The sequence below is a fragment of the Gloeomargarita sp. SRBZ-1_bins_9 genome, assembly GCA_039794565.1.
In the GTDB taxonomy this organism is placed as follows: Bacteria; Cyanobacteriota; Cyanobacteriia; order Gloeomargaritales; family Gloeomargaritaceae; genus Gloeomargarita.
Genome location: JAUQVX010000003.1, coordinates 126237 through 151637 on the forward strand (window position 1 = coordinate 126237; position 25401 = coordinate 151637).

Below are 25401 nucleotides of genomic sequence, written 5' to 3' on the forward strand. Positions count from 1 at the left end.
TTAAGTTTACAAGATTAGCTTAATCTTGTTTGCCGCCGGGTCGGAGGGAGTATTCCTTTGCCGACTCAATAGTGTGTTACACTAATTACAGACATATAGTTTACGGCCATCTTCGTGTTCTGAAACCTTGGCTGGGATGGCTACCGGTCGGTCCTAAAGCTGGTCTGAGAAAAACCACCAACATACCTGCCCCAGTGGCGCCAAAGGCTCCCCGACTGATGAGTTCCTCGTTAGCAATCCGCTGATCCGCACCCGCGCTCATCCAGACGTCCTAGGGCGTTGATTTCTTCTTTCAGCTTTCTTGTCCAGTGCCTCAATCAATCTTGGTGGCCAATAGGTCGGTTCACCCATTGGTCTCGCTCCGTATCCCCACCTAGGGTAGGCTGTCAAGGACCGATGACCCTATTGCGGCACCATCTGCTGGAGCCATCCATAGAGCTGTTCCAATTGTTGACCAGGAGGCAGCGTCGCCAACCCCCGCACAAGAATCTTCCCCGGACTGTACACAAAACGGGAGTGGAGTTTGGGGGATAGTCGCTGCCGCAATTCCTGCCATGCCGGTTCCGCCATCGCCGTTTCCCACACCACATGGGGGGTCTCGGGACGAATGCGCTGAATACCGATTTGTTTGGCCAGCAATTTCACCCGCATAACCAACACCAACTGCTGCACCGGCGGCGGTAGCTCCCCATACACCTGCTGCCATTGAGCAACCAGTTGGTCAATGTGGGCCTGGCTGTCGGCGGTGGCCAAATCCCGATAGGCTTGCAGCTTCAACTCCAAATTGGGCATGTAACTGGCGGGAATAAAGGCCGTGAGATTCAAGTCAATTTGCGTGTCATTGACGGTAGGAATCTGGCGCCCGCGCACTTCCTCGATGGCCTCCTGCAGCATTTCTAAGTACAAATCAAACCCGACGGCGGCCATGTGTCCCGACTGCTCCGGCCCCAGAATATCCCCGGCCCCGCGAATGTCCAAATCCCGCAGCGCCAACTGATACCCCGACCCCAGATGCGTGAATTCCTGAATGGCCTGCAGGCGAGCTTTGGCTTCATCGGTGAGCACCTCCTCAGCCGGATAGGTCAACCAGGCATAGGCTTGGATACCCGTGCGCCCCACTCGCCCCCGCAGTTGATAAAGTTGCGCCAGGCCAAACCGGTGGGCATCCTCCACAACGATGGTGTTGACGCGGGGAATGTCCAACCCCGATTCCACAATGGTGGTGCAGACCAAAATATCCGCCTCCCCATTGCTAAAAGCCAGCATGGTCACCTCCAGCTCCTCCGGGGGCAATTGCCCGTGGGCCACCAGGATTTTGGCGTCCGGGAACATCTGCTGCAACAGGGTCACCCTGGCTCCCATGCCCTCAATGCGCGGCACCACGTAAAACACCTGCCCCCCCCGGTCCAACTCCTGGGCGATGGCAGCCCGTACCGTCTCCGGTTGGTAGGGCACCAAACGTGTCTTAATCGGGCGGCGGGTCGGGGGCGGCGTCGTAATTAAACTCATCTCCCGCAATCCCGACAGAGCCATCGAAAGGGTACGGGGAATCGGCGTCGCCGTCAGGGTCAACACATCCACGGACGTCTTCAGGGCCTTGATTTTTTCCTTGTGGTTGACCCCGAAGCGTTGCTCTTCGTCCACCACCAGCAACCCCAAGTCCCGAAACTGCACCTGGGAACCCAGCAACAAATGCGTGCCCACCACACAGTCAATTTCCCCCGTTTTCAACTTGGCGATGATCTGTTGGCGCTCCTGGGGACTGCGAAACCGGTTGAGCAGGGCAATGTGAATCGGATAGGGGGCAAAGCGCTCCTTTAAGGTGTGGTAGTGCTGCTGGGCCAGAATGGTCGTCGGCGCCAAAAAAGCCACCTGTTTGCCCGCCATTAACACCTTGAAAATGGCCCGAATCGCCACCTCGGTTTTGCCAAAGCCCACATCGCCGCAAATGAGCCGGTCCATGGGACGGGGAGATGCCAAATCGGCCTTGACCGCTTGGATGGCCTTGGCCTGGTCGGGGGTCAGGGGATAGGGGAAGGAATCCTCCAGCTCCTGCTGCCAGGGAGTATCGGGGGGATAGGGGGGGCGGGTCTGCTGGGCGCGCTTGGCATATAGCTCCAGCAAATTGACGGCCAATTTCTTCAGACTTTTGCGCACCTTTTCCCGGGTTTTTTCCCAGGTTTTGCTGGCCAGACGGTGGAGTTCCGGTTGACTTCCCCCCCCCCGATAGGGCGACAGCACCCCCACCTGGTCCACCGCCACCCGCAATTGCCCATCGGCGTACTGCAACACCAGGTACTCTCGCGTTTGCCCCCCCACCTCCAGGCGCTCCAAGCCCAGGAAACGCCCGCAGCCATGATGCCGGTGAATGACGTAGTCCCCCGGTTGCAGCCGGTTGGGGTCCAGCGCCAGCGCCTGGGTTGAACGGCGGCGGGATAGCAGCGTCGGAGTACCCACCCGGTGTTGGCCAAACAATTCCCGGTCAGTGAGCACCAGGAGATGTAACCGGGGCAACCACACCCCCTGGAGGTCCGCCAAGCCACTGTATTTCAAGGCGACGGGGATGCCCTCGCGACCCAAGCGTTCGATGGCAGCCAAGTCCTGGGCATTGGGCACCACCTGCACCGGACAATCGTGTTCCTGTAAAACGGCAGCACAGCGGGCCGGTTGCGCCGATAAAATCCAGGTGCGACAGTGTTCCCGTTGTTGACGAATGAACTCGGCGATGGGGCCAAATTGGTGGGGATGGCGGGGAAGGGGACGCGCCTCCAGTTCTAAGCCCACACCTGCGCTCCATTCGTAGCAGTGGATTTGGAAATAGGCGGCCAGTTGTTCCTGTAGGGCCTCCCAATTCAGATGTAGGGCGGGGGAGTGGCCGGGCCACTGCTCCTGGGCGTGCTCCCACCAGCGCTGGTGATGCTGCCGGCACTGGAGCGGTTCATCGAGAACAACCAGGGTGTGGCCAGGTAAGTAGGCCAGCAGGGACGCCACTTCAGCAAACGCCTGCCCCAAAAACTGCCGGTAGCCGGTTAGATCGGGGGGCAAATGGGGGAGTTGCCAGCGCACCAAGGCCCGATAGTCCACCGGCCCCACCCATACCTGTTCCACCGGCGCACGGGGGCGTTGGGTCTGGGGGTCCAATTCCCGTAGGCTTTCGAGGGTGTCGCCCCACCACTCCAGACGCACCGGCCACTCCGCTGTCACCGGATACACATCCACAATGTCCCCCCGCCGACCCCATTGCCCTTCAGCGGTCACCTGCTCCACCCGTTCATACCCCAGCGCCGTCAGCTTCTCCCCCAGGTGCTCCGGTGACAGACCATCCGCCGGGGTCAATGTCAGACCCAGGGCCGACCAGACCGCCGGTGGGGGTAAATGGGGTTGCAACGCCCGGTCGGTGGTCACCAGAACAGGGGGGGGTTGTCCTTGGGTCAGGTCCCGCAGCACCTGCCATTGCCCCCACAGCAGCTCCGGCTCCGGGTCAAAGGGTTCGTAGGGGGACGCCTCCGTCGTGGGATAGTGGGCCACCGGTGCATCGGCCATCGGTTCCGCCAGCGCCATCCACTGGGCCGCCTCTTCTAAATTGGCGGTGATCACCAGGACCGGTTGACCCGTCAGGCGGCTAATCGCACTCACCAGCAGAACCTTAGCCAGGCGGGGGATGCCGGCCAGCACCAAGGGTTGCCCCGGTGACAACTGCTGTGCCCACTGCTGCACCAAAGGTCGCTGCGCCAGGTACTGAACCAGAGAAGCGCCCGTCATTCTACCGCGCCAATAATCGCTCCCCCTGTCATGATAACCAGCCGGTCATGCCCCAACGCTGACCCATCACCCCCGCCCGACTCAGTGCATCAAGCCCACCAAGTGCAGCGGTCCCCAGCCGGTCATCCATTCCACCAGCAGCGCCAAAAAGCCCAGCATGGCCAAGCGCCCGTTCCACACCTCCGCCGTCGGTGTCAGTCCCCAGGCCCAGCGCTCCTGTGGGTAAATCTTCACCGGCTTTTGGATGTTGATGACCTGGTTGAGCAACACCGGCGGGGCCATAGCCGCTTCCATGACCGCCTCGGCCAAGTCCTGGATAAAGCGGGGGTGGGTATTGAGTGCCGGCACCCGGTGAAAGTGAGTTATGCCGCTCTGGTGCGCTAGCTCCCGGTACTCCTGGTCAATTTCCTGCAACGTCTCAATGTGTTCCGACACAAAACTGATGGGAATCACCAGCAAATCCCGCACCCCTTGGGCTGCCAGCGCCGGAATCACCTCCTCTGTATAGGGTTTGAGCCACTCCACCGGCCCCACCCGACTCTGATAGGCCAACGTATAGCGATTGGGACGGTTCAACGCCCGCACGATCAAAGCCACACAGACCTCGATCTGCTCCTGGTAGGGGTCCCCCTCCTGGTCCACATAGCTGCGGGGCACCCCATGGGCGCTAAACAACAGATGGACGCAGTCGGGGTCCGGTAAAGCAGCGAGCGCCTGTTGAATCAAATCCACCATCGCTTCGATATAACCCCGGCGCTGGTACCAGTAGGGAATCACCGTGTGCTCGATCTGAGCCAGATACCCCCCTGACCGCCGCAGGCGCTCCAACAAGCGCAAACTCGACCCACTGGTGCTGATGGAGTACTGGGGATACAAAGGCAAAATCACCAACTTATCAATCCCATCCCGCTCGATTTGCGCCAGCGCCTCCTCCGTAAAAGGGTGCCAGTAACGCATCCCCACATACACCCGCGCCGGCTGCCCCATCTGGTGTAACTGTTGCTCAAGGGCCTGGGCCTGCTGTTCCGTGATGCGTCGAATTGGAGACCCCCCCCCAATCCGTCGGTAATTTTCACTGGAGCGCCGGTGCCGCAGCGTCGCAATCAACCAGGCCAGGGGCTTTTGCAACCAGGGAAACGGCAACCGGATGATCTCCGGGTCGGCAAACAAGTTATACAGGAAAGGCCGCACATCCTCCAACCGCTCCGGCCCCCCCAGATTGAGCAATAAAACACCCAAGCGCTGGCCCACGACCCCTGCCCCTAGCTGAAAAATTTTTACATTTATTTAAGTCTAGCTTAACTCCCCGTCGTTGCCAGTTACCAGCGCAGGAGCGCCGCCATACCTCCCATCTCCTGGAGCAACCGTTCCTCAGCAGGTCCCCGCACAAACTCCAATTCCGCCCCGTAACTGGCCGCCAGATCAAGAACATGGTCCCGCAGGGGGACTGCTTGGGGTTCCGGGCACACCACCTGAGCCACCTCCAGCGTTGCCGCCACAAACCCCTCCTCCGGGCAGCGCCAGATAGTCATATCCAGAGACCAGGGCACAATCCAGCGCCGCACCCGCCCCAATTGCAATGCATCCAGCACCGGGTCAATCCCCCACAGCCCTGGTTGCTCCTGGACCTGCTGCAAAAGCGCCAGTTCCTGCTGCCGTTCCGCCTCATCCAGCACCGGTTGCACCCGCCGCCAGATCTGTCCAACGGCTTCCTGATGCGCTTCCGGCCACAGGGGTAAGCGGCTCACCACCCGCTGTTGCACCCGTCGGCTCAGATAACCCTCGAAATGTCCCGTCTGCCACTGCTCCCCAATCAGCACCAGCCGGCCGATACCCAACCGTTCCACCGCCTGATCCACCATGTGCGCCAGCCGCCGATAGAACGTGTGCAGCCAGGCATCCACCCGCGCCGCCGTGCGCTCCTGCAGCGACAACTTATCGCAACGTCCCCCTGGCGTAGCCGACCGCGCCCGCCACGTCGCCGTAATCTGCTGGCTTAGGGTCTGGAGTTGCTGCCATTCGGCTGGGGAAATGTCTGTCAGCAAATCCTCCACTTCCCGAATCTCATCCAAAAACACCTCAAAAAAGCGCCAGCGCGCCCCCTCCAGCAACAGAATCCCCGTACGTTCGTACTCATCCACCGCAAACCACAAAGGCGTCAAATAGGGCGCACCATAGCGGGCCTCCACCCGTCCCCGGCGCAGGTCCACCACCGGCAGCTCCACCTGCAAATCCAGCCGTTCCGTGTACAGGGTGCCATGGGCGTCCCGATGGGCAAATAGCACCAACGTCTGGGCCTGGGGCCGTTCCGCTTCCAGCAGGGCATACACCTGGTCGTACAGGGGCTGGTCCCGTTTGCCGTGACGGTCCCGGATCTCCGGCAGATGTTTCAATGTCTGGTCAATGCGCTTGAACCAGGCACCGTTGGCGTTTTCCGGTTTGGCCGGATTCACATTGGCATACAGAGACAACACCCCATCCGTCACCTGGGCCGACCACTGCCGCAACCGAGCCAATTGCGTCTCTACCGCCAGCATCCCTTTCCCTCCACCGGCAACGCCGTAATTTTCTATTAGAGCACATTTTCACGATGACGCCGGCGGGGGAGCCAACTGAGCTAAATCCGGCAGCGTGTCCCCCTCGCGCACAATACCTGCATCCTGTAGCCGCGCCAGCACAAAACTTTCCGCCCGCTCCAACCCCAGCTTGACCTGACTTTCCGGCTGATCAAGGATGTCGGCCACTGCCTCCAGAGTCAACCCATCCAGGTGCACCAGTTGAAACGCCCGTCGCCACAACACCGGCAAATCCTTGAGCACATCCAGGGCGTAGGCCTGCTCCCCCGTTTGCGCCAAAGACAGCCCCGGACCAGGCCCCAATTCCAGCAGCGCCGGCAATGGTTCCTTAACACTTAACACATCCGCCAGGCACAGGGTGTCATCCGGCTGGTAGAACGCGTAAAACTCCTCCTCCACCATGGCCTCCGCCTCGTCCTTGGGTTCGTGCCATTCGACGGGCATTTCCAGGGGTACCGTTTGGCCGTAGTGGCGACTGGCCCGCCGTTCCCGGTCCAAGATATGGAATCCCTGGCGCAGCAGGTGACGAAACGCCTGTTCCCGGGACCAATCCGGCTGCCAAGCGGCCTGGGTCACCAAAAACGCCTCATCCACCACGTCATGCAAGCTGGGGTCATCCTTGGGCAGGTCACCCGCCGCTCGCAGGTAGGCTATCTCCCGCCGCAGGATCACCTCCACCTGGGGCAGGAGCGACACCAGCATCCCCTGGGCCTGGGGCCGGATTACCTGCTCCGTGACCTGAGTCTTGAGCTGCCGCAGCCGTTCCCGTCTTACCCGCCGTTTGTACTGGTCCTGGACCTGCAAGCGGGCAAAGTGCCGTTTGACCTCCTGAAACAACGCCTTGGCCAGGTGTTGCGCTAAAGCCAAGAGTTCCTCCTGCTCCACCGTCACCGCCACGATGCGTTTGCCGGGAAGATAGACATGGGCCATAGCCCGAAAGCCGTGGGGAGCTTGGCGTTGCAACACCACGTGCACCGGCGCCGTAGCTGCCCCATGCCGTTCCAGCCAAGGACCCAACCGCCTCCCCAAGGCCTGTTGCAGGGCCAAGGGCCACTGGGGCACATCCGAACCGCTCAGCCCTCGGTAGAAATAACGCACATTCATGGCCGCCACCTGTTTGCTCAGCAACCCTGCGCCAGCAACTGCCGGTACGCCGGGCTTTGGCTCCAGCGGTCAATTTCCTGGGCGCGTAACACTGGCACCGGATGGGTCAAAGGCAACACCCGCGTCAGCTTCAGCCAGTTCCAGCCCTGCTGGTCATAAGCCCGCGCCTGGGCCAAAAAAGCCTCCACATGCAAATCCGGCACCAGTTTGGGGGACCCCCCCGCCAGTTTCATCAGCACACTCAGCACCACCTGGACATCCTGGGCCACCAGCAACGCCGCCCGGTCACAACTTAACTCCGCGCAGCGCAGCCACTGGAGCAAGGACGCCTGCAACCCCTGGGCCAGCCACAACCCCCAGTTGGGAATCTGACCCGCTGCCAGCACCAGCAAATTCGCTAAGGTCAAATACACTCCGTGCTCGCACTTCAAATGCCCCAACTCATGGGCCAGGACCGCCTGAATCTCCGCCGGCGTCAGCAACTCCACCAGGCTGGTGTGCAGGACAATAAACGGCTTGTGACCCCGCACCGCCAAAGTATAGGCATTGGGCTGGGGATGTTGCCGGACATACAACTGGGGGACCTCCATGTCCAAAATGCGGCAGGCCTCCAGCAACAGTTCGTACAACCAGGACAACTGCCTAGGCCCCACCTGCACCGCCCCGGCCATGTTTTCCAGATAAAACCACTCCTGAGCCGCCGTACCCAGGGTCAGGCGGAGCAACATATCCAGGCCGGGAATTTGCTGGAGCGCCCGTGTAGCCTCCTGGTCCCAGGGATGGCGAAACTGCTCCGCCCGCAACCCCAGCAATTGCCGCTTTTGTCCCATCGCAGGTGTGATTGCCTGATTGCTAAACCTAATCTAACACAGGCGCAAACAGGGCGTTTTTTGACTGTAATGACCAGAAAACCCCTGGGAGCAGCCCTGGTGATTCGGTTATCCTAGGGACTGCGGCTCCAGATTTCACCGGATGAATACCCCCTGGTCTAGGGCAATCCAACGGGAACGAACACCGGCCCCTGTGTGGCTCAGCACCTGCCTGTTGGGGGTTGGGGCGTTAGTGGTGCTCTGGCCGGGGTGGGTGGTTTTGGAGACCTCATTGCGCCCTGGCTGGCACTGGCAAAACTATGTATTGGCCTGGCAGCAAGCCCAACTTTGGCCGGCGTTTATGGTGTCGGTGCTGGTGGCGGTGGGGGTAGTCATCACCCAGGGGTTTACTGCGGTGCTCGCCGGTTACGCCCTGGCCCGTTATCAATTCCGGGGAAAACAATTGATTTTGGCCCTGGTCATCGCCAGTATTGTGGTGCCTTTGCCCGTGCTGGTGATCCCCGTATTTTTGACCCTGAAAACCCTGGGGCTACTCAACACCATCGGCGCCCTGATTCTGCCTAGCAGCGCCAGTGGCTTTAGCATCTTTTTACTGCGCCAGTACTTTCGGACGCTGCCGGTGGAACTAGAAGCCCAGGCGATGGTTGACGGCGCCCGCCCCTGGCAAATTTTGTGGGAAATCATCTTACCTCTGTCCCGTCCTGCCCTGGTCACGGTCGGCCTGCTGGCCTTTATCGGGGAGTGGAATGACCTGTTCAAACCGTTGGTGTTTACCACCCGTCCGGAGCTGCGCACCGTGCAATTGGCCCTGGCGGGTTTGCAGGAGCAGTTCACCAGCGATTGGGCGCTATTGATGGCGGCGATTGTCCTGGCGACGCTACCGGTGATCGGGTTGTTTTTGCTGGGACAACGGGCGCTGCTCCAAGGCATAGCCACCACCGGCCTGAAAGGGTGATCCAGACGACAACGGTTGACCCCCTAGCGGCTCCTATAATGAAAGGATGGGCTAGGGAAAACGACGCCAATGGTGTACCGCAGTTGGCTGTTGACCTGGTTATTGCGGTGGCAACAACGGCTAGGCCAAGGCTGGTACCAACTCTGGCACTGGTTGCGCTGGTTGTGGTTGCGTCCCCCCTCCCCCCCAGCCCTGGCCACGAGTACCCCCACAGCCACTTCCTCCAAACCCGGCTGGTGGCAATGGCTAAAGCAACTCTGGCGAAAGCTGCGCCGGTTTCCCCTCTTGGGCGGTGCCCCCAAGCGCGAATCCCTACCTGGAGCCACACCCCCGCCCCATTTGCCCGTGGTGCTGCCGGCGCCTGTGTTGCCTGAGCCAACCCTAGAAGTACCGTCGGTGGTGGAAAGTTACGAATCCCATTGGTTAGAGCAGTTGTTGCGCTGGCTGGACGAGACCTTGTATTTCTGGGAGTGCAAGCTGCGGGATTTTTGGCACTGGTTACGGGGCTTTTTACTGGGCTAGGAACCCACCAACCGCACCGTGTCCCGGATGATCAAAAACATCCCCAGGCCCAACAGCAGCAGTAGGCCGGTCTGCATGACCCCCTCTTGCACTTTGGGGGGTAAAGGACGTCCCCGCAGCGCCTCGATCCCCAGCAGTAACAGTTGCCCCCCATCCAGGGCCGGCAAAGGCAGGATGTTAATGACGGCCAGGTTGATGCTGATCAAGGCGGAAAATTGCAGGAGATTGACCCAACCGGCGCGAGCAATCCCGGCCCCCATAGCCACAATCGCCACTGGCCCGGCCACCTGGTCGGCGGTTTGTTGAAAATTGCGTAACAGCTCTCCATAGCCCCGCAGGGTGCTGCTTAAAAGCCGGTAAAACTCCTGGGCCCCCAGCACCAGCCCCTCCAGTCCATGCCGGGCACGGCGGGTTGCGATCTGGACATTCTCCTGGAGTTGCACGCCGATCCGTCCCCGCCCATCCGGCCCCCGTTCCGGGATTACAGTGACGTTCAAAATCTCATCCTGGCGCTGAATCTGCAAACGCACAGGCCGGTTGGGGTGGGATTGGATGGTTGCCACCACCTGGTTGACCGCCGTTTTCCCCGGCGATAGGGGCTGACCGTTGATCGCTACAATCACATCCCCGGCTTGGATCCCGGCCCGCTGGGCCACTGCGCTCATCTCCGCCGCTATCTGGGGCACCCGCACCCCCGGTTGATATACCGCCTGGGGTATCCCCGCCGTTACCACCTGCAGGGTCAACACCAGGTAGGCAAAAACCAGATTGGCCAGCACCCCGGCGCTCATCACCCAAGCGCGGTCCCGCAGCGGTCGGTTGCGCAGCAAATTGGGGTCCGTGCTGGGAATGGGACTGTCCGGGTCATCGTCGGGAAAGCCCACATAACCCCCCAAGGGAATGGCCCGCACGGCATAGAGCACCTCCTTGCCCTGGTAGGACCATAGAGGCGGCCCGAAACCCAGGGAAAACTGGCTCACCCGTATCCCCAACCAACGGGCAGCGATAAAGTGCCCCCACTCGTGCACCAGGATCAGCAGGGCTAAAACGGCAATGGCGGCCAGGATCGACATGGGATCATCCAGGGATGCGTGCTATTGGGCCTATCTTAACGCATAGCCGACCCCGGGAATTTGCGGTACATTAAAGGATGTAAACGGGGGGTTTACCCCGGCCAATGGCTTTTGAGAAACTGCACTTATGTTCACCAAGCAAGTGACTGACTCGCCCCTGTTCAAGTGGTTTGACGAGCGCTTGGACTTGACGGCGATTTCCGACGATGTAGCCAGCAAGTACGTCCCCCCCCATGTCAATATCTTTTATTGCTTGGGTGGCATTACCCTGACGTGCTTTTTGATCCAGTTCGCCACCGGCTTTGCCATGACCTTCTACTACCGGCCCACGGTGGCGGAGGCCTTCAACTCGGTGGCCTATATCATGACCGAAGTGAATTTCGGGTGGCTGATCCGCTCGATTCACCGCTGGTCGGCCAGCATGATGGTGCTGATGATGATCCTGCACGTGTTTCGGGTCTATCTCACGGGCGGTTTCAAAAAGCCCCGCGAATTGACCTGGGTTACGGGCGTGGTGCTGGCGGTGCTCACGGTGTCGTTTGGGGTGACGGGCTATTCCCTCCCCTGGGACCAGGTGGGCTACTGGGCGGCCAAGATTGTGACGGGGGTGCCGGAAGCGATCCCGGTGGTGGGTCCGCTGCTGGTGGAACTGCTGCGCGGGGGTGTAGCCGTGGGTCAAGGGACCCTCACCCGCTTTTACAGCGCCCATACCTTCGTGTTGCCCTGGCTGACGGCGGTCTTCATGCTGATGCACTTTTTGATGATCCGCAAGCAGGGCATCTCTGGCCCCCTGTAAGCTGACCTGGTGTTACGCTGCATATCATCTGCGAGGAGAATCCCATGTCCAACATCAAGAAACCCGATTTGTCGGACCCCAAGCTGCGGATGAAGCTGGCCAAGGGGCTGGGGCACAGTTCCTATGGGGAACCGGCCTGGCCCAATGACCTGCTCTACATCTTCCCCATTGTGATCATGGGGACCTTTGCCTGCATCGTCAGTCTGGCGGTGTTGGACCCCAGCATGATCGGGGAGCCGGGGGACCCCTTTGCCACGCCCCTGGAAATCCTGCCGGAGTGGTATTTCTACCCCACATTCCAGTTGCTGCGCATCCTGCCGAACAAACTGCTGGGGGTGCTGGCGATGGCCTCGGTGCCGGTGGGGTTGGCCCTGGTGCCCTTTATCGAAAACGTCAATAAATTCCAAAACCCCTTCCGGCGGCCCGTGGCGACGACGGTGTTCCTGTTGGGGACGCTGGTGACCCTGTGGCTGGGGATCGGGGCAACATTGCCCTTGGATAAGGCCCTGACCCTGGGGTTGTTCTAAATTCCTGGGATACCGTAGTGGTGGGGAGTCGGTGGCTTCTCGCTGCTACGGTATTCGTTTTTGGTACACTGGGGAGCAAATGGCATTGCGACTGAGTAGGGGATGGACATCATTACCTTGGCCTGGGTAGCGGCAGCGGTGAGTTTTACCTTTTCCATTGCTCTGGTGGTCTGGGGGCGCAATGGGTTTTAGTCCATGACGGACGCCTACCGGCAGGGGCTGCGGGCCATGGAGGCGGGGCGGTATCGAGAGGCGGTGGCGGCCCTTAAACAGGCTATGGACGCCCAACCCCAGGACCCCCACATCAAACTCTGGCTGGCGATGGCCTACGAGGCTTTGCAGGAATGGGGCCTGGCGCGGGACCTGTGTCGGGAGTTGACCACCCACCCGGACCCGCAAATCCGCCAGCAAAGTCAACAGGTTTTGTATATTCTGGAGGCGCCCCGGTTGCGTCGCCGCCCCGAATGGTTGAACCAAATCCCTTTGCTAACGGAGGACATTACGCCCCCTTGGCGGGTGGGTACCCCTAGGAAACCGCAGCCGGTGCCGCAGGAGGATGTATCGCCGCCCGGTCCAGTGGCGCAGAGTAATGGCTTTGTCCCCCTGGTCCTGGGGGCCTTACTCTTGCTGCTGGTGTGGTGGGGCTGGATAGCCTAGATGCCGGGCACGTTGTATGGGGTGGGCTGCGGCCCCGGCGATCCAGAACAAATTACGCTACAGGCCTGGAAATTGTTGCAGCGGGTACCGGTGGTGGCGTTCCCTCGGGGACCTTCGGGGTCTCCTGGTGTGGCGGCCCAGATCATCCAACCCTGGTTGCCTCCCACGACCCAGGTGCTGCCGGTGGAACTGGCCTTTAGTTATGACGCACGCTTGACCGACCAGTGCTGGCAACGGGCGATCGCCCAACTATTGGTGCCATTGCAACAGGGATTGGACGTGGCGTTTGTGTGCGAGGGTGATAGTACTTTCTACAGCACGTTCGGCATGCTGACCCGCTATTTGCCCCCGGAGATTCCCCGGCAGTGGCTGCCTGGCGTGTGTTCCCCCTGTGCGGCGGCGGCGGCGGTGGGGTTGCCCCTGGTCCAGCAGCAGGAACGGCTCTTGGTGCTCCCGGCCCTGTATCACCTGGAGCAATTGGCCCAGGCCTGTGACCAGGCGGAGGTGGTGGTGCTGTTGAAAATGGCCCGCCTCTACCGTCCGATTTGGCAATGGCTCCAGGCGCGGGGGTTGTTGCACCGCAGCTACGTGGTGGAGTGGGTTGGCTGGCCCCAGCAGCGTATCTACCGGGATTTGACCCCCTATCCCGACTTGGCGCTTGCCTACTTCTCCCTCATGGTGATTCGGGTGTCAGGCTGAAGGAATGGCCGCAGTTGCAAGTGCGCTGGGCCTGGGGATTTTGGAAGCGGAAACTACCCCCCACTAGGTCTTCCGTGTAGTCCAGGGCTAGACCCGTCAGCAGGGGTTGCTGGTCCCGCCGTATCACCACCGTGATCCCGCTGATTTCCGCCAGTAGGTCCTCATCTCCGAGCGGATGGTCCAGGGGTTCCAGGGCCAGGTCGTAGGCATAACCGGCACACCCCCCCGGCAGCACGCCCACCCGTAAGCGGGTACCCAGTTGGCCGGTGCGCAGTTGCCACTGGTGAATGGCGCCGATGGCCGCCGGGGTTAAGCGTAGGTCCAGGGTCATGTCATGCCCCAGTTGTTATAGCTATCCGTTCCACAGCCAACGGCGGGGTCCAGGTGTCGTCCTGCCACTGGGCGTTGGCCCCCAACAGCACCTCCCCCCGTAAAATATCGTACACATTCCCGGCGATCATCGTGTCTTTGACGCGGCCCTGCACCACCCCCCCTTGCACCCAATAGCCCAAATCCACATTGACGGAAAAATCCCCTGAGATGTCGGCTCCGCCCCCCAGCACCTGGTCCACCAAAAGTCCCGTATCCAGTTGCTGCAACAGTTCGGCGTCGCTGAGGGTTCCCGGTTGCACGCACCAGTTGACCAGGGAGGGAAAAGGGGCGCGGGTCAAACCGGGACGCAAGCCGTTGCCGGTGCTGGGTTCGCCCCAGTGGGCCGCCGTGTACTGGTCGGTGTAGAAACCGGTCAACACCCCCTGATCAATGAGCGTCAAGGGTTGGGTTAGCACCCCTTCATCGTCGAAAGGACAACCGTGCAGGGGAATACGGGGGTCCTGGCGGCAGGTGAGACAGGAATGCACCACCTGTTGCCCCCGTTTACCGGCCCAGGGGGAGGCTCCCTCCAGGACCTGTCGTCCGTTGAGGGCCGCCTGCACCGGTTCCCAGAGCAAATCCGCCGCCTTAGGGGTGAGCAACACCGGCCAGTTTCCCCTAGGCAGGGCGACATTACGCTGCGCCCAGGTCAGGGCTTGGTGGAGGCGGTCCACCAGGGGTTGGGGGTCAGCTAGGGTCGCCAGGCGCATCTGTTCGCCCACCGCCAGAAAATCATCCCCCCGCACCCACTCGCACACCAAACCCACTTCGAGGGCATTGGTACGGTAGGTGTAATCCAGCCCTTGGGAATTCACCAGTCGGGTTAGGGATTGCTGCCAGCTCAACCCGCCGCTGCACAGGACCTGGGGAAACCCCTGGCGCACCCCGGCCATCACCGCGTCCCCCCAGGCCATTAAGTCCCCCAAGTCCGGTTCTGGGTGTAGCTCCTGAAACTGGCGTGTGCCGCCTGGGACCAAGCGTGGCGGGTCTGGAGATTGCAAAGCTGCTACAGCCAGGGCCTTTGCCACCAGTTGCGCAGGCGATACCGGGCCGCTAGCAACAGCCACGCCTGGTCGTTCCCCTTGCCAAAGCCACAGCGCCAGAGTTTGGGAGCTGCTACGTTCTACTGATTTCCAGCGGTTGGCCTCCAACTGCACCGGTTGCGAAATGTGGTGCTCTAGGTGGATGTGTACAGCGGTTGCGCCGGCAGCTTGGGCTTGGTCGAGCAGCTCCTTGATCAGGGTATCGGCAGCGTTTATTTCCATTGGCCTAGTCGGTTAAAATGCTGAAGTAAGGGACTTAAGCTGTGTTTACATGCCCAAAAAACCACTATCACTGGACCAATTGGGGATTCAGGAGGGAGACCCCGTCTGGTTCCGCAACGAAAAGGGGGCCAAATTCATTTTTACCGTGAAGTCTCTGTATATCAAGTCCAACGGGCAACCCATGGCCACCTTGAGCTGCCGCAAGGCTTGGGGGGACGAACAGTATGCCCTGCCGGCTCTGTTGTTGGAAAAAGTCCCCCAAGAGGTGCTCGATAAAATCGCCCAAGCCCGGGAAGCCCGCAAAGCAGCGGAAGCGGAACAGGCCCAGCGGACGGAACGCCAGCGCCCCCGTTGGGATCGTCCCGGTCGTCCTGAGGGGGAGAAGGAACGCCCTGCCCGTCCCCGCAAGTTCAACTTTGACCGGCGCTAGGCAACCAAATTTCCATCCGGGTTCCCGGTGGACTGACCAGCACCACCCGTCCCCCCATTTGGGTCACCAATTCCTTGACCACCGCTAGCCCCAAACCGTTGCCGGGGGTGGTCTGGGCCAGGGCTTTGCCCCGGTAATGCCGTTCAAACACCCGCTCCTGTTCCTCCGGCGGAATCCCCGGCCCGTTGTCGGCCACCCAAATCACCACCCGGTCCCCCACGGCCTCGGCCCCCACTTCGATGCGTCCCCCGGCGGGGGTGTATTTCAAGCTGTTGTCCAGCAGGTTGCTAATCACTTCCCGCAGGGCATGGGCATCAGCACGAACGGTCAAATCCGGGGCGATGGGTTGGGTCACCAGGGTTAAATCTCGCTCCTGAGCCGTACAGGCGGCCGCCGTGATGAGGGGCTGTAAAACCGACCGGACCTGGACGGGTTCCAGGGTCAAAGCGGGTAAGAGCAAGGGGGTCGCCTGGCCAGGCAACAAGGGCGGGGAGGGGGTGGGTTCCAGGCGCAGCAACAGTTCCTCAATCCGTTCCGTCTGGGCGAGAATGCCGGCGACCACCTCCTGGTCCTTGGGGTTGGTCAAACGCTTGCCTAGGAGCTTGGCAAAGGTTTTCAGAGCGCTCAGGGGACTGCGCAACTGGTGCAACACCGTCGCCAGGAGTTCTCGGGTTTGGGTTTGTTCCTGGGCAAGGGCTTGACCGTGCTGCTGCCACCGTTGCCGTTGTTGCTCCAAGTGCCAGGCGGCGGCCAAGGCCTGGGCGGCCCGTTGCAGTTGTTCCTGTTCCCAAGGATGCCAACCCATGCCCGGGCGCAACAGCACCAGCAACCCCAGCAGCATTTCCCCCTGGATCAGGGGCAGGACTAGTTGCTCGGGTCGGTTGGTGTGCAACTGGGGACTATCCGGCAAAGCCGTCTGGGTTTGGGGGTAAGTGGCGACGGGCCAAAAGGACCATGCATCCCCGGGTTGCCGGACATAGACTGTGCAGCGGGTCAACTGAAAGACGCGTCCTAGCAGTTCCAGTTGCGCTTGACACAGGGTGACAAATTCGGGACTGACTTCAGCGGTCATGGCGGGCTGACCTTGCCGCTCTGGCCAGGGATTGACTATATTTAACCTTAATACTCCCTCCAGGGTAGTTGCTGTTGGCAGGAGCACGTCTTTACGGAGATTTACGGGGTCTCAAGCCCGCCCAGTTGCGTCAGTTACAGCGGTTATACCGGGTGCGCCTGCCCCAGAATGTTTTGATTACTCCCGAGTTTGCTCAACGCTTGTGGCAGGTAACCCTGTTGATCGAATCCCCCTTGTGCGTCTATGTCAACCGGCGGGGGCAGGTGTTGCGGGTAGCCGTCGGGACGCCGGAGACGACCCGGGTGCCGTTGTATGAATTGCCGCGTTACGGGTCCGGGCGTTTATCCGGGTGGCGCTGTTTGAGTACCCGTTGGTCCCCCGACGTCCCCAGCACCGCCGATTTGACCACCCTGATGGAACAGCGGTGGGATGCCCTAGTATCCCTGCATGACCGTTTTGCCTATTGGGCCTACCCGGGACCTGGCACTTGGGTGCTGACCGGACCCGTGACCATAACAGCCCTGGCGCAGGAAAACTGGTTGGCCCACTTGCAGGAGACCGAACAAGCCCGCCAGCAGGCCGAATCAGCTACCCCACTGGAAACAGATGCCCAGCGGGTGATTCTGGTGGGAGTGCGACCGGCAGGTATGACCAACTGGGCGTTCCAGGCGGGGTTGCAGGAAATGCAGCATCTGATTACCAGCGCCGGTGCGACGGTGGCAGCGACGATTGTGCAGGGGCGACCGGAACTGGGGGCGGGCAAAATCCAGGAGGTGCGGCGGGCCGGGCGTTTGCACGGGGTGAATGTGGTGGTTTTTAACGGAGATTTATCCCCGGCCCAGGTGCGTAACCTAGAACAGGCCCTAGAAATGCGGGTGGTGGACCGCACCGAGTTAATCCTGGATATCTTTGCCCAGCGGGCGCGCTCCCAGGCGGGGAAGTTGCAGGTGGAGTTGGCCCAATTGCAGTACCGGCTCACCCGTTTGACCGGTCAAGGACAGGCCCTGTCGCGCTTGGGGGGCGGCATTGGGACGCGAGGACCGGGGGAAACGCGCCTGGAAACCGAACGGCGTACCATTCAGCGGCGGATTGCCCATCTTAAAAAGCAGGTGGAACAGTTGCGCCAGCACCGGGGGCGGTTACGCCAGCAGCGGCTACGGCAACAAGTGCCGACCATTGCCCTGGTGGGTTATACCAACGCCGGAAAATCCACCCTGTTCAATGCCCTGACCCGCGCCGATGTTTATGCATCCGACCAGTTGTTTGCCACCTTGGACCCCACCAGTCGGCGGATTGTGCTTGCGGACTGCCCCCAGCCGATAGTTCTGACCGACACGGTGGGATTTATCGAAAATCTGCCCCCTACCCTATGGGATGCCTTTCAGGCAACGCTGGAGGAACTCACCGAAGCCGATTTGCTGTTGCACGTGGTGGATTTGTCCCATCCCGATTGGCCAGCCCAAATTCACGCGGTTGAAGCCTGTCTGGAGCGGATGACCCCTGTCCCTCCCCCGGCGTGGATTGTGTTCAACAAGATTGACCAGGTTGATAGTGAAACCATCCTAGAGGCCCGCCGGCACTATCCCCATGCGTTGTACGTAGCGGCCCGGGAACGGATTGGTTTAGATACTCTGCGCCGAGCATTGGTGGGCTGGCTGCATCACGCCATGGCCAGTTAACCTAGGAAGGGGTGGTTATCGGGGAAATTCCAGCGTGACTTCTCTTGGGCAAACCTGGCAAGTATCTGCGTTGGTGCGTTATCCCCTGTACGGGCTGTACATAGCCCTGTTGGCGCCCTTACCCTTGCTGGCACACATGCAGGGGCAACCCTTGGTTGCTGGTGCTTTGGGCATCGCTTTGCCGGTTGGCTGGATCCTGTTGCATGGGTTGTTAAGCCAGCAAGTCCAGGCCGACCCCGAAGGACTACAGGTCACCTATCCGGCATGGGTTCCCTCCTGGCTGGCCGCCGGTTGGCAGGTTCAGTGGCGGGATATTCAGTGTATCCAGACGCGACCCACCGGTCAGGGCGGCCGGGTGCACTACTTGGTTACCCATAGCGGCCAAGCCTACTTGATCCCCATGCGCATTGCCGGTTTTGGGCGTTTGCTGGATACGATTACCCATTACACCGGCCTGCCCACCACCCACATCAAACCCCTGGCGCAACCTTGGATGTACGCGGCTATCGGGTTATGCGTGCTGATCCTGTTACCCTTAGATGCTTGGTTTATCCTGCAAAGTTTGTAAACTGGGAGTCAGGCCGTAGTAGCTCAGGGGATAGAGCAACCGCCTTCTAAGCGGTCGGTCATAGGTTCAAATCCTATCTACGGCGTGGGCTGACCCTAGCCCCCAGACCCAATTGCCAATTGCATAGTGCCAGAGTGCGCAGATAGGATATGCTTTCACCCCCTGCCTGGTGCCCCGCTAGCCGCAATGGGGGTGGCGATGAACTCCTGCTTTGGACGTTTCCACTCTAAGATTGGGAATAACTCTAGGAGCAGTTCGGTCAGGTACATGGCAACTGGTGCCCATCTCACCATTAACCCCTTAACCCTGGCCCAAGGTATTGCCTTCCTTAGCGCAACAGACCCAATACTAGCCCGTGTCTATGACCAGGTAAAAATGCCGCCCCTGTGGTTACGACCGCCGGGCTTGGCCACATTGGTGCAAATCATCCTGGAACAGCAAGTGTCCTTGTCTTCTGCCCAAGCCATCTTCAACCGTTTGCAAAAGATTTGCCAACCTTTTTGTGCGGAACAATTGCTCACCCTCACCCCCGAACAATGGCGTCTGTGTGGTGTCAGCCGGCCTAAACAGACCTACATTCGACACTTGGCCACGGCCATTAGCCATCGTCAGTTAGACCTAGATAGTTTGAGTAGCCTGGATGACCAACAGGTTTCCGAACAACTTACCCAGATTCGGGGTATTGGCGTCTGGACGGCCAACCTTTACCTCCTCATGGCCCTAGGTCGTCCCGACGTCTGGCCCACCGGTGATTTAGCCCTAGAATCAACCGTTAAAAAGCTCTATCAATTACCAGAACGATTACCCGCCCGCACCTGGACAGACCTGACCGCCCCTTGGCGACCCTGGCGTGCCGTTGCCGCCCGTTTACTATGGCAATACTATCGCCAAGTCCTGCGCTAATTGGTGCTTTTCCAGCGCCAGACCAACAGCCCTAGTACTGCTGTAAACAACACCACCGCCGCCGCCGCTGCATAGCCCAAATCAAATTGATTAAATGCCTGGTCATAAATGTAATAAACTAAGATATTGGTACGATTGAGCGGCCCCCCGCCCGTCAACACATAAACCGGTTCAAAATTGCGTAAGGTGAAAAGGGTGGTCGTCACCGTCACCAAAACCAAAATGGGGCGTAGGTTAGGTAAGGTGATATACCAAAAACGCTGCCAGGCGCGAGCGCCGTCTAACAGAGCAGCCTCATACTGGGTGGGAGGAATCATTTGCAAACCAGCCAGAAAAACCACCAAGTTAAATCCCAATTGGTGCCAAACACTGACGGTTATCAAGGCCAACATAGCACTCCCAGGTTCACTTAGCCAAGAGATATTGAGGTGTAATAACTGGTTCAACGGCCCATCAGTTTGAAACAGCCAACGAAAGGCTAACCCGGCCGCTACCAAGGAAATTACCGAAGGCAAAAAATAAAGTAATCGCCACAATTCTCGTCCCGGTAAAACCTGGCTCAACAATACTGCTAGTAACAGCGGTAAAATAACAGCCGGAATAACGGTTCCCACCGTGTAGATGAGGGTATTGACCAAAACTTGACCAAAATCAGGGTCGCTGAGCAAACGGGCATAATTAGCCAAACCCACCCAATAGCTGCCCCTGCGGGTCAAGGTTCCCTGGGTAAAACTCAACCCCAGCAGAAACAGCATCGGCCAGAAGGTAAACAATCCCAAGATGATCAATGCCGGCGCTAATAACAACCATGGCAGAAGTGGTGAACGAATCATCCCCGGTTAATCTTGTCGAAGTTCTAATGCTAAAATACCATCTGACGGTTCCCCATGGACTTCCCCATGGATGATTTCCTTTTATCAGGTCTCAACCCGGCACAACGGCAAGCTGTACAACATTTCTGCGGGCCGCTGCTGGTGGTCGCCGGCGCTGGTTCCGGCAAAACTCGCACCTTGACCTACCGTATTGCCTACCTAGTGGAGCACTATCGTGTGGACCCGGAAAACATCCTGGCTGTGACCTTTACCAACAAGGCCGCCCGGGAAATAAAAACTCGGGTTGAAGAGTTATTAGCTCGCCATTTGGCCCGGCAATCGGGTGATGATTTTGGACGATTACCTATTGCCGAACAAAACCGGTATCGCTCCCAGGTCTATCAACGATTCACCCGCCATCTGTGGATGGGAACGTTTCACAGTTTATGCGCTCGCATCTTACGATATGACATAGAGAAATACCAGGACGAACAGGGGCGCAAGTGGACTAAAAACTTCACCATCCTGGATGAAAATGATGCGCAAACTTTAATCAAAAAAATTGTGGTGGATGAGATGAATCTGGATGAGCGGCGGTTTGAACCCCGGCAAGTGCGCTACACCATTAGTCGCATCAAAAATGCAGGCAAATCCCCTAGTCAATACGAACGAGAGGAACCGAATTACCGAGGGCGGGTCATCGCCGAAGTCTATAGTCGTTACCAGCAGGAACTGGCGAAAAACAATAGCTTGGACTTCGATGATTTGCTGTTGGTACCGGTGCGTCTATTCCGGCAAAACGAGCAAGTATTGGCCTACTGGCACCAAAAATTTCGCCATATCGCCGTTGATGAGTATCAGGATACCAACCACACCCAATATGAACTTATTCGCCTCCTGGTGACCCAAGGCGCCGATATTCAAGATGTGGTGTGGGAGAATCGCTCGATTTTTGTGGTCGGGGATGCGGATCAATCCATTTATCGTTTCCGGGGCGCCGATTTTACCATTCTCCTGAATTTCCAAAAGGATTTTGGCGACCGCCTACCGGACGATGACACCCGCACCATGGTGAAGTTAGAGGAAAACTATCGTTCGGTGGCCAACATATTAGAGGCAGCCAACCATCTGATCCAACATAACCAAGAACGGATTGACAAAATTCTCCGCCCTACCCGAGAAGCGGGGCATAAAATTTACACCTTCGAGGCGACCGATGAGCGGGACGAGGCGGACTATATCCTGCGGCAATTGCGGCTTTTACGCCAACAGCACCCGGAGTACACCTGGCAGAGTTTCGCCATTTTATATCGCACCAATGCCCAGTCCCGGGTTTTGGAGGAGGTGTTGGTACAAGGCAATGTCCCCTACCGGGTTGTTGGGGGTGTGCGTTTCTATGACCGCAAAGAAATCAAGGACGCTCTGGCCTATTTACGCCTGCTCATTAACCCTGCCGATAACCTGAGTTTCCTCCGGGTTATCAATACGCCAAAACGGGGTTTGGGCAAGGCCACCGTGGACCAAATTGTCCAATTGGCAGCCGACCACGATGTCTCCCTTTGGCAGATCATTACCGATGAGAGTTACCTGGCGAATTTCAAAGGGAAGACCCTCAAAGCGCTCCAGGAATTTGTGCAACTGATTGAGCGATGGCAGCAGGAATTGGAGCAAAAAACGGCACCGGAAATTATCCAGGGAATCCTCACGGAGTCTGGTTACCGACGGGAACTGGAGCTGGCGGGCACGGATGAGGCCCTAGAGCGGTTGCAAAACCTGCAGGAGCTGGTGAATGCGGCCATCCAGTATGGGGAAGAACAGGAGGACCCCTCCCTGGCGGGATTTTTGGCCAATGCCTCCCTAGCGTCGGACGTGGATGACCTGCAGGAGGGGGTGGACCGGGTGACGCTGATGACCCTACACGCCTCTAAGGGGTTGGAGTTTCCGGTGGTGTTTTTGGTGGGGCTAGAACAGGGATTGTTCCCCAACTTCCGCGCCCTCCACGACCCGGCAGCCCTGGAGGAGGAACGGCGTTTGTGTTACGTCGGCATGACCCGGGCCAAGGAGCGGCTGTTTCTCACCCATGCCACCTCCCGGCGTCTGTACGGCAGCCAGCGGGAACCGGCCATTGCTTCGATGTTTTTGCAGGAATTGCCCCCCCATGTGGTGGAAATTGACCGGGGACGGTACTGGCTACCCCCAAAAAATCCCTCGCCGGGTCGCAAGGGCCATCGCTGGCGGGTGGGGGATCGTTGCCGGCATCACCAGTTCGGCATCGGCCAGGTCACCCATATCTTCGGTCAGGAACCCCGCATCCATCTGGGTATCCGCTTTGAGCGTCACCCGCACCCCAAAATGATTGACCCCCGCCTGGTGGACTTGATCCCCTTGGATGATTAAACCGCCGCCGGCAAGGGGCTGTGCTGGGAACGGATGTACTGATACATGGCCCGCATCTTCAGCCCCACCAGCACCTGGAACAGGCCGGTACCGTTGTTAGAGCCGGGATACTCTGGGTGCTTGCGCAACAGTTCGGTCAGTTCCCCGTAGTGCTGGGTGGAGGTGTTGCTCAGGTGCTGCTCGATGTAAATAATCTCCTCCAACTTATCAAATTGGCCGTCAATTTCCAGCACCGAAACTGGATGGCCGTAGTACTCTTCGGGGCCGTAGTACAGGCGAATGCCCGGATAGGAGCAGGTCAATTTCCGGCCACAGGGAATCCAGGTGATGGTGGAGCCTTCGTCGAACAAATAAACGGGCGTAAAGCCGGGACGACCCTCTTTTTGGATCATCCGCACCCGCAGAATCTTGCGCTCGGTGTCGTTGGGAATCAATTGGGTCGGCAGGATTTGAATCACTACATCGGCGTACTGTTTTTGCGGGTCAATGTAGGCCATGAAATCGGGGCGGCGGGCTTCAATGGAGCGAATCACATCCTCATAGGTGTGGCCCCGCTCGGCCATGTCTCGCTGGATTTTCCAGGCGATCTTTACCGCGTCGTCCAGGTCTAAATAAACGCCAAAATCCACCAGATTGCGCACCCGCTCGTCGTAGAAAGGATGCAGGCCCTCGATCACCACAATGGGACGGGGATAAACCGTTTCCGGTGGGTCAATGGTGCCGGTTTCGTGGTTGTAGATGGGCTTTTCGATGGGCTTGCCCTCCTTGAGGGCCTTGATCTGCTCGTACATCAGGTCAAAATTATTAGCTTTGGGGTTCAGGGCCGTCACCCCGGCGATCTTGCGCTGCTTACGGTCCAGGCTGTGGTAGTCGTCCAGGCAGATGACCGTCATCAGGTCGGCCCCGAACAAATCCGTCAGACGCCGTAAAAAAGTGGACTTACCGCAGCCGGAATCCCCCGCGACTCCAATGACAACGATCGGCTCGACACGATTGGACATAATTTGTCGTCAAAATTACTGATGCGACGATTGTAACAGAAGCGGTAACGGCTCACAACACCGAATTTCCCTACGGGGATCAAGGCTTCCACCCCTGGTGGGTCACCGTTAGCGGCCTGGAGTGCTATGATTTATAGGTAGGGTCTCCGTGCTTGGTGCAGGGCAAATGCCGAAGGGGTGGCAAAAAGCTGGTCTCTGGTATCTGGAAACCCAGTTGGAGAAGCGGCGAGAATCCAACCCTGGTCTGTTTTGGCATGACCGTTGTGAAGCGCCTAGTCCCCGGTAACCTTCCCCGTGGAAGGTAATGCCGTTGTCATCACGCTGCTTATCACAAACTTTGGACTTTGGGACTAGGAGGTCGAAAGATGGAACGTCGTCAGCTTTTGCAAAAGACGGTGGAGGCCATTGACATCAAGCAATTTGATGTGGTGGGCCTGGTGGAGGCGATGGCGGGCATGGCGTTTCAGGCGCGCAACCTGGGACGGGCGGCCCATATCTACGACCAGATGATCCAAGACCCGGAATGCACGATTATCCTGTGTCTGGCGGGGTCGCTGTTTAGCGCCGGACTCAAGCAGGTGGTGGTGGATTTGATTACCCACCACATGGTGGATGTGATCGTGTCCACGGGGGCCAACATTGTGGACCAGGATTTCTTTGAGGCGCTGGGGTTCCGGCACTATGTGGGCGACCCGCGGGCGGATGATGAACTGCTGCGCCAGCACCAGATTGACCGCATCTATGACACCTACATTGATGAGCGGGAGTTGCGGGTGTGTGACCATGTGATCGCTGAGATTGCTGATGGGTTGGCGCCGCGCCCCTACTCATCCCGGGAGTTTATCGAGCAGATGGGGGTCTATTTGGAGCAGCGGGGGGTTACGGAACCGTCGGTGGTGCTGGCGGCCTACCGTCACCAGGTGCCCATTTTTGTGCCGGCCTTTAGCGACTGTTCGGCGGGGTTTGGCCTGGTCTATCACCAGTGGTATTCGCCGGACCGGCATGTGACGATTGATTCGGTGCGGGATTTCCGGGAACTGACCCAGTGCAAGCTGGCTAGCCCGGCGACGGGGTTGGTGATGATCGGGGGCGGTGTGCCCAAAAACTTTGCCCAGGATACGGTGGTGGCGGCGGAACTGCTGGGGTTCGAGACGACGATGCACCGCTATGCCATCCAAATCACGGTGGCGGATGAGCGGGATGGGGCGCTGTCGGGTTCCACCCTGCAGGAGGCCCACTCCTGGGGTAAGGTGGACAGGAGCACGGAACAGATGGTCTTTGCCGAAGCGACCCTGGCGTTTCCCTTGCTGGCGGGTTATGTGTATGGCAAGGGCCACTGGCGCCACCGGCAACCTCGTAAACTGGCGCAACTGTTCCAGCGGCAATTGGCGGTAGTCTAGG

General features: G+C 59.2%; 24 protein-coding genes and 1 tRNA gene. 14 read left to right on the top strand and 11 right to left on the bottom strand.

Annotated elements, in window-relative coordinates:
* Positions 1-402 precede the first annotated feature (402 nt).
* The 5 genes from mfd to Q6L55_04855 form a co-directional block, all read right to left on the bottom strand.
* Positions 403-3762, bottom strand: a complete 3360-nt coding sequence (mfd, locus tag Q6L55_04835; protein MEN9258043.1) for a transcription-repair coupling factor — start codon at positions 3760-3762, stop codon at positions 403-405.
* Between the two features lie 81 nt (positions 3763-3843).
* Positions 3844-5013, bottom strand: coding sequence for a ferrochelatase (gene hemH, locus Q6L55_04840; protein ID MEN9258044.1), 1170 nt, complete (start codon positions 5011-5013; stop codon positions 3844-3846).
* 68 nt (positions 5014-5081) lie between these two features.
* Positions 5082-6299 (bottom strand): VLRF1 family aeRF1-type release factor, encoded by a 1218-nt coding sequence (locus Q6L55_04845; protein ID MEN9258045.1) that lies wholly within the window; start codon positions 6297-6299, stop codon positions 5082-5084.
* Between the two features lie 48 nt (positions 6300-6347).
* Complete coding sequence (locus Q6L55_04850) at positions 6348-7466, bottom strand: hypothetical protein (GenBank protein MEN9258046.1); 1119 nt, start codon at positions 7464-7466, stop codon at positions 6348-6350.
* Positions 7460-8272: a M48 family metallopeptidase gene (locus Q6L55_04855; protein ID MEN9258047.1), complete on the bottom strand. Its 813-nt coding sequence runs from the start codon at positions 8270-8272 to the stop codon at positions 7460-7462. Before Q6L55_04855 ends, Q6L55_04850 begins: the two co-directional genes overlap by 7 nt.
* 142 nt (positions 8273-8414) lie before the next feature.
* Between Q6L55_04855 and Q6L55_04860 the strand changes: the two genes are divergently transcribed.
* Together Q6L55_04860 and Q6L55_04865 are read left to right on the top strand one after the other, a co-directional pair.
* Positions 8415-9227 carry a carbohydrate ABC transporter permease gene (locus Q6L55_04860; protein MEN9258048.1) on the top strand — a complete coding sequence of 271 codons (813 nt, stop codon included), beginning with the start codon at positions 8415-8417 and terminating at the stop codon, positions 9225-9227.
* Between the two features lie 69 nt (positions 9228-9296).
* A complete protein-coding gene (locus Q6L55_04865) occupies positions 9297-9749 on the top strand; it encodes a hypothetical protein (protein ID MEN9258049.1) in 453 nt (150 codons plus the stop codon).
* Here Q6L55_04865 and rseP read toward each other — a convergent pair.
* Positions 9746-10822, bottom strand: a complete 1077-nt coding sequence (gene rseP, locus Q6L55_04870; protein MEN9258050.1) for an RIP metalloprotease RseP — start codon at positions 10820-10822, stop codon at positions 9746-9748. The genes Q6L55_04865 and rseP overlap by 4 nt on opposite strands.
* A gap of 127 nt (positions 10823-10949) precedes the next feature.
* Here rseP and Q6L55_04875 point away from each other — a divergent pair, with 127 nt between their 5' ends.
* From Q6L55_04875 to Q6L55_04895, 5 genes are all read left to right on the top strand, one after another.
* Positions 10950-11618, top strand: coding sequence for a cytochrome b6 (locus Q6L55_04875; protein ID MEN9258051.1), 669 nt, complete (start codon positions 10950-10952; stop codon positions 11616-11618).
* Positions 11619-11662: 44 nt separating this feature from the next.
* Positions 11663-12145: a cytochrome b6-f complex subunit IV gene (petD, locus tag Q6L55_04880; GenBank protein ID MEN9258052.1), complete on the top strand. Its 483-nt coding sequence runs from the start codon at positions 11663-11665 to the stop codon at positions 12143-12145.
* A gap of 102 nt (positions 12146-12247) precedes the next feature.
* Positions 12248-12337 (top strand): cytochrome b6-f complex subunit PetN, encoded by a 90-nt coding sequence (locus Q6L55_04885; GenBank protein MEN9258053.1) that lies wholly within the window; start codon positions 12248-12250, stop codon positions 12335-12337.
* A gap of 3 nt (positions 12338-12340) precedes the next feature.
* Entirely contained in the window at positions 12341-12802 is a 462-nt protein-coding gene (locus tag Q6L55_04890; protein MEN9258054.1) for a tetratricopeptide repeat protein, read from the top strand.
* Positions 12803-13501, top strand: coding sequence for a precorrin-2 C(20)-methyltransferase (locus Q6L55_04895; GenBank protein MEN9258055.1), 699 nt, complete (start codon positions 12803-12805; stop codon positions 13499-13501). It abuts the gene before it with no gap.
* Here the strand turns inward: Q6L55_04895 and Q6L55_04900 are convergent.
* Together Q6L55_04900 and Q6L55_04905 are read right to left on the bottom strand one after the other, a co-directional pair.
* Positions 13476-13832, bottom strand: a complete 357-nt coding sequence (locus tag Q6L55_04900) for an iron-sulfur cluster assembly accessory protein (GenBank protein ID MEN9258056.1) — start codon at positions 13830-13832, stop codon at positions 13476-13478. The two genes, Q6L55_04895 and Q6L55_04900, sit on opposite strands and share 26 nt — an antisense overlap.
* 1 nt (position 13833) lies before the next feature.
* Complete coding sequence (locus tag Q6L55_04905; GenBank protein ID MEN9258057.1) at positions 13834-15138, bottom strand: metallopeptidase TldD-related protein; 1305 nt, start codon at positions 15136-15138, stop codon at positions 13834-13836.
* A gap of 49 nt (positions 15139-15187) precedes the next feature.
* On the opposite strand from Q6L55_04905, the gene Q6L55_04910 reads away from it, so the two are divergent.
* Positions 15188-15568 carry a hypothetical protein gene (locus Q6L55_04910; GenBank protein MEN9258058.1) on the top strand — a complete coding sequence of 127 codons (381 nt, stop codon included), beginning with the start codon at positions 15188-15190 and terminating at the stop codon, positions 15566-15568.
* Here Q6L55_04910 and Q6L55_04915 read toward each other — a convergent pair.
* On the bottom strand, positions 15549-16640 hold the full coding sequence (locus tag Q6L55_04915; GenBank protein MEN9258059.1) for a HAMP domain-containing sensor histidine kinase: 1092 nt from the start codon (positions 16638-16640) through the stop codon (positions 15549-15551). The two genes, Q6L55_04910 and Q6L55_04915, sit on opposite strands and share 20 nt — an antisense overlap.
* 74 nt (positions 16641-16714) lie before the next feature.
* On the opposite strand from Q6L55_04915, the gene hflX reads away from it, so the two are divergent.
* From hflX to Q6L55_04935, 4 genes are all read left to right on the top strand, one after another.
* Positions 16715-18319 (top strand): GTPase HflX, encoded by a 1605-nt coding sequence (gene hflX, locus Q6L55_04920; GenBank protein ID MEN9258060.1) that lies wholly within the window; start codon positions 16715-16717, stop codon positions 18317-18319.
* 34 nt (positions 18320-18353) lie between these two features.
* Positions 18354-18887, top strand: coding sequence for a hypothetical protein (locus Q6L55_04925; protein MEN9258061.1), 534 nt, complete (start codon positions 18354-18356; stop codon positions 18885-18887).
* 12 nt (positions 18888-18899) lie between these two features.
* Positions 18900-18972: transfer RNA gene (locus Q6L55_04930), tRNA-Arg, on the top strand.
* A 182-nt stretch (positions 18973-19154) separates the two neighbouring features.
* Complete coding sequence (locus Q6L55_04935; protein MEN9258062.1) at positions 19155-19790, top strand: hypothetical protein; 636 nt, start codon at positions 19155-19157, stop codon at positions 19788-19790.
* On the opposite strand, the gene Q6L55_04940 is transcribed toward Q6L55_04935, so the two are convergent.
* The gene (locus Q6L55_04940; protein ID MEN9258063.1) at positions 19787-20623 is read right to left on the bottom strand and encodes a sugar ABC transporter permease; all 837 of its coding nucleotides are present in this window, start codon (positions 20621-20623) and stop codon (positions 19787-19789) included. The genes Q6L55_04935 and Q6L55_04940 overlap by 4 nt on opposite strands.
* 66 nt (positions 20624-20689) lie before the next feature.
* Between Q6L55_04940 and pcrA the strand changes: the two genes are divergently transcribed.
* Positions 20690-22999, top strand: a complete 2310-nt coding sequence (gene pcrA / locus Q6L55_04945) for a DNA helicase PcrA (GenBank protein ID MEN9258064.1) — start codon at positions 20690-20692, stop codon at positions 22997-22999.
* Here the strand turns inward: pcrA and Q6L55_04950 are convergent.
* The gene (locus tag Q6L55_04950) at positions 22996-24000 is read right to left on the bottom strand and encodes a phosphoribulokinase (protein ID MEN9258065.1); all 1005 of its coding nucleotides are present in this window, start codon (positions 23998-24000) and stop codon (positions 22996-22998) included. The two genes, pcrA and Q6L55_04950, sit on opposite strands and share 4 nt — an antisense overlap.
* Before the next feature lie 365 nt (positions 24001-24365).
* Here Q6L55_04950 and Q6L55_04955 point away from each other — a divergent pair, with 365 nt between their 5' ends.
* Entirely contained in the window at positions 24366-25400 is a 1035-nt protein-coding gene (locus Q6L55_04955) for a deoxyhypusine synthase (protein MEN9258066.1), read from the top strand.
* The last annotated feature ends 1 nt before the right edge of the window (position 25401 follow it).

Coding starts and splice junctions, on each gene's coding strand:
- Q6L55_04890 (MEN9258054.1), top strand. CDS start 12,341: ATGACGGACGCCTACCGGCAGGGGCTGCGGGCCATGGAGGCGGGGCGG.
- mfd (MEN9258043.1), bottom strand. CDS start 3,762: ATGACGGGCGCTTCTCTGGTTCAGTACCTGGCGCAGCGACCTTTGGTG.
- Q6L55_04865 (MEN9258049.1), top strand. CDS start 9,297: ATGGTGTACCGCAGTTGGCTGTTGACCTGGTTATTGCGGTGGCAACAA.
- Q6L55_04905 (MEN9258057.1), bottom strand. CDS start 15,138: ATGGAAATAAACGCTGCCGATACCCTGATCAAGGAGCTGCTCGACCAA.
- Q6L55_04845 (MEN9258045.1), bottom strand. CDS start 6,299: ATGCTGGCGGTAGAGACGCAATTGGCTCGGTTGCGGCAGTGGTCGGCC.
- petD (MEN9258052.1), top strand. CDS start 11,663: ATGTCCAACATCAAGAAACCCGATTTGTCGGACCCCAAGCTGCGGATG.
- Q6L55_04935 (MEN9258062.1), top strand. CDS start 19,155: ATGGCAACTGGTGCCCATCTCACCATTAACCCCTTAACCCTGGCCCAA.
- Q6L55_04955 (MEN9258066.1), top strand. CDS start 24,366: ATGGAACGTCGTCAGCTTTTGCAAAAGACGGTGGAGGCCATTGACATC.
- Q6L55_04855 (MEN9258047.1), bottom strand. CDS start 8,272: ATGGGACAAAAGCGGCAATTGCTGGGGTTGCGGGCGGAGCAGTTTCGC.
- Q6L55_04940 (MEN9258063.1), bottom strand. CDS start 20,623: ATGATTCGTTCACCACTTCTGCCATGGTTGTTATTAGCGCCGGCATTG.
- Q6L55_04950 (MEN9258065.1), bottom strand. CDS start 24,000: ATGTCCAATCGTGTCGAGCCGATCGTTGTCATTGGAGTCGCGGGGGAT.
- Q6L55_04910 (MEN9258058.1), top strand. CDS start 15,188: ATGCCCAAAAAACCACTATCACTGGACCAATTGGGGATTCAGGAGGGA.
- Q6L55_04895 (MEN9258055.1), top strand. CDS start 12,803: ATGCCGGGCACGTTGTATGGGGTGGGCTGCGGCCCCGGCGATCCAGAA.
- Q6L55_04860 (MEN9258048.1), top strand. CDS start 8,415: ATGAATACCCCCTGGTCTAGGGCAATCCAACGGGAACGAACACCGGCC.
- Q6L55_04900 (MEN9258056.1), bottom strand. CDS start 13,832: ATGACCCTGGACCTACGCTTAACCCCGGCGGCCATCGGCGCCATTCAC.
- Q6L55_04885 (MEN9258053.1), top strand. CDS start 12,248: ATGGACATCATTACCTTGGCCTGGGTAGCGGCAGCGGTGAGTTTTACC.
- pcrA (MEN9258064.1), top strand. CDS start 20,690: ATGGATGATTTCCTTTTATCAGGTCTCAACCCGGCACAACGGCAAGCT.
- Q6L55_04915 (MEN9258059.1), bottom strand. CDS start 16,640: ATGACCGCTGAAGTCAGTCCCGAATTTGTCACCCTGTGTCAAGCGCAA.
- rseP (MEN9258050.1), bottom strand. CDS start 10,822: ATGTCGATCCTGGCCGCCATTGCCGTTTTAGCCCTGCTGATCCTGGTG.
- Q6L55_04875 (MEN9258051.1), top strand. CDS start 10,950: ATGTTCACCAAGCAAGTGACTGACTCGCCCCTGTTCAAGTGGTTTGAC.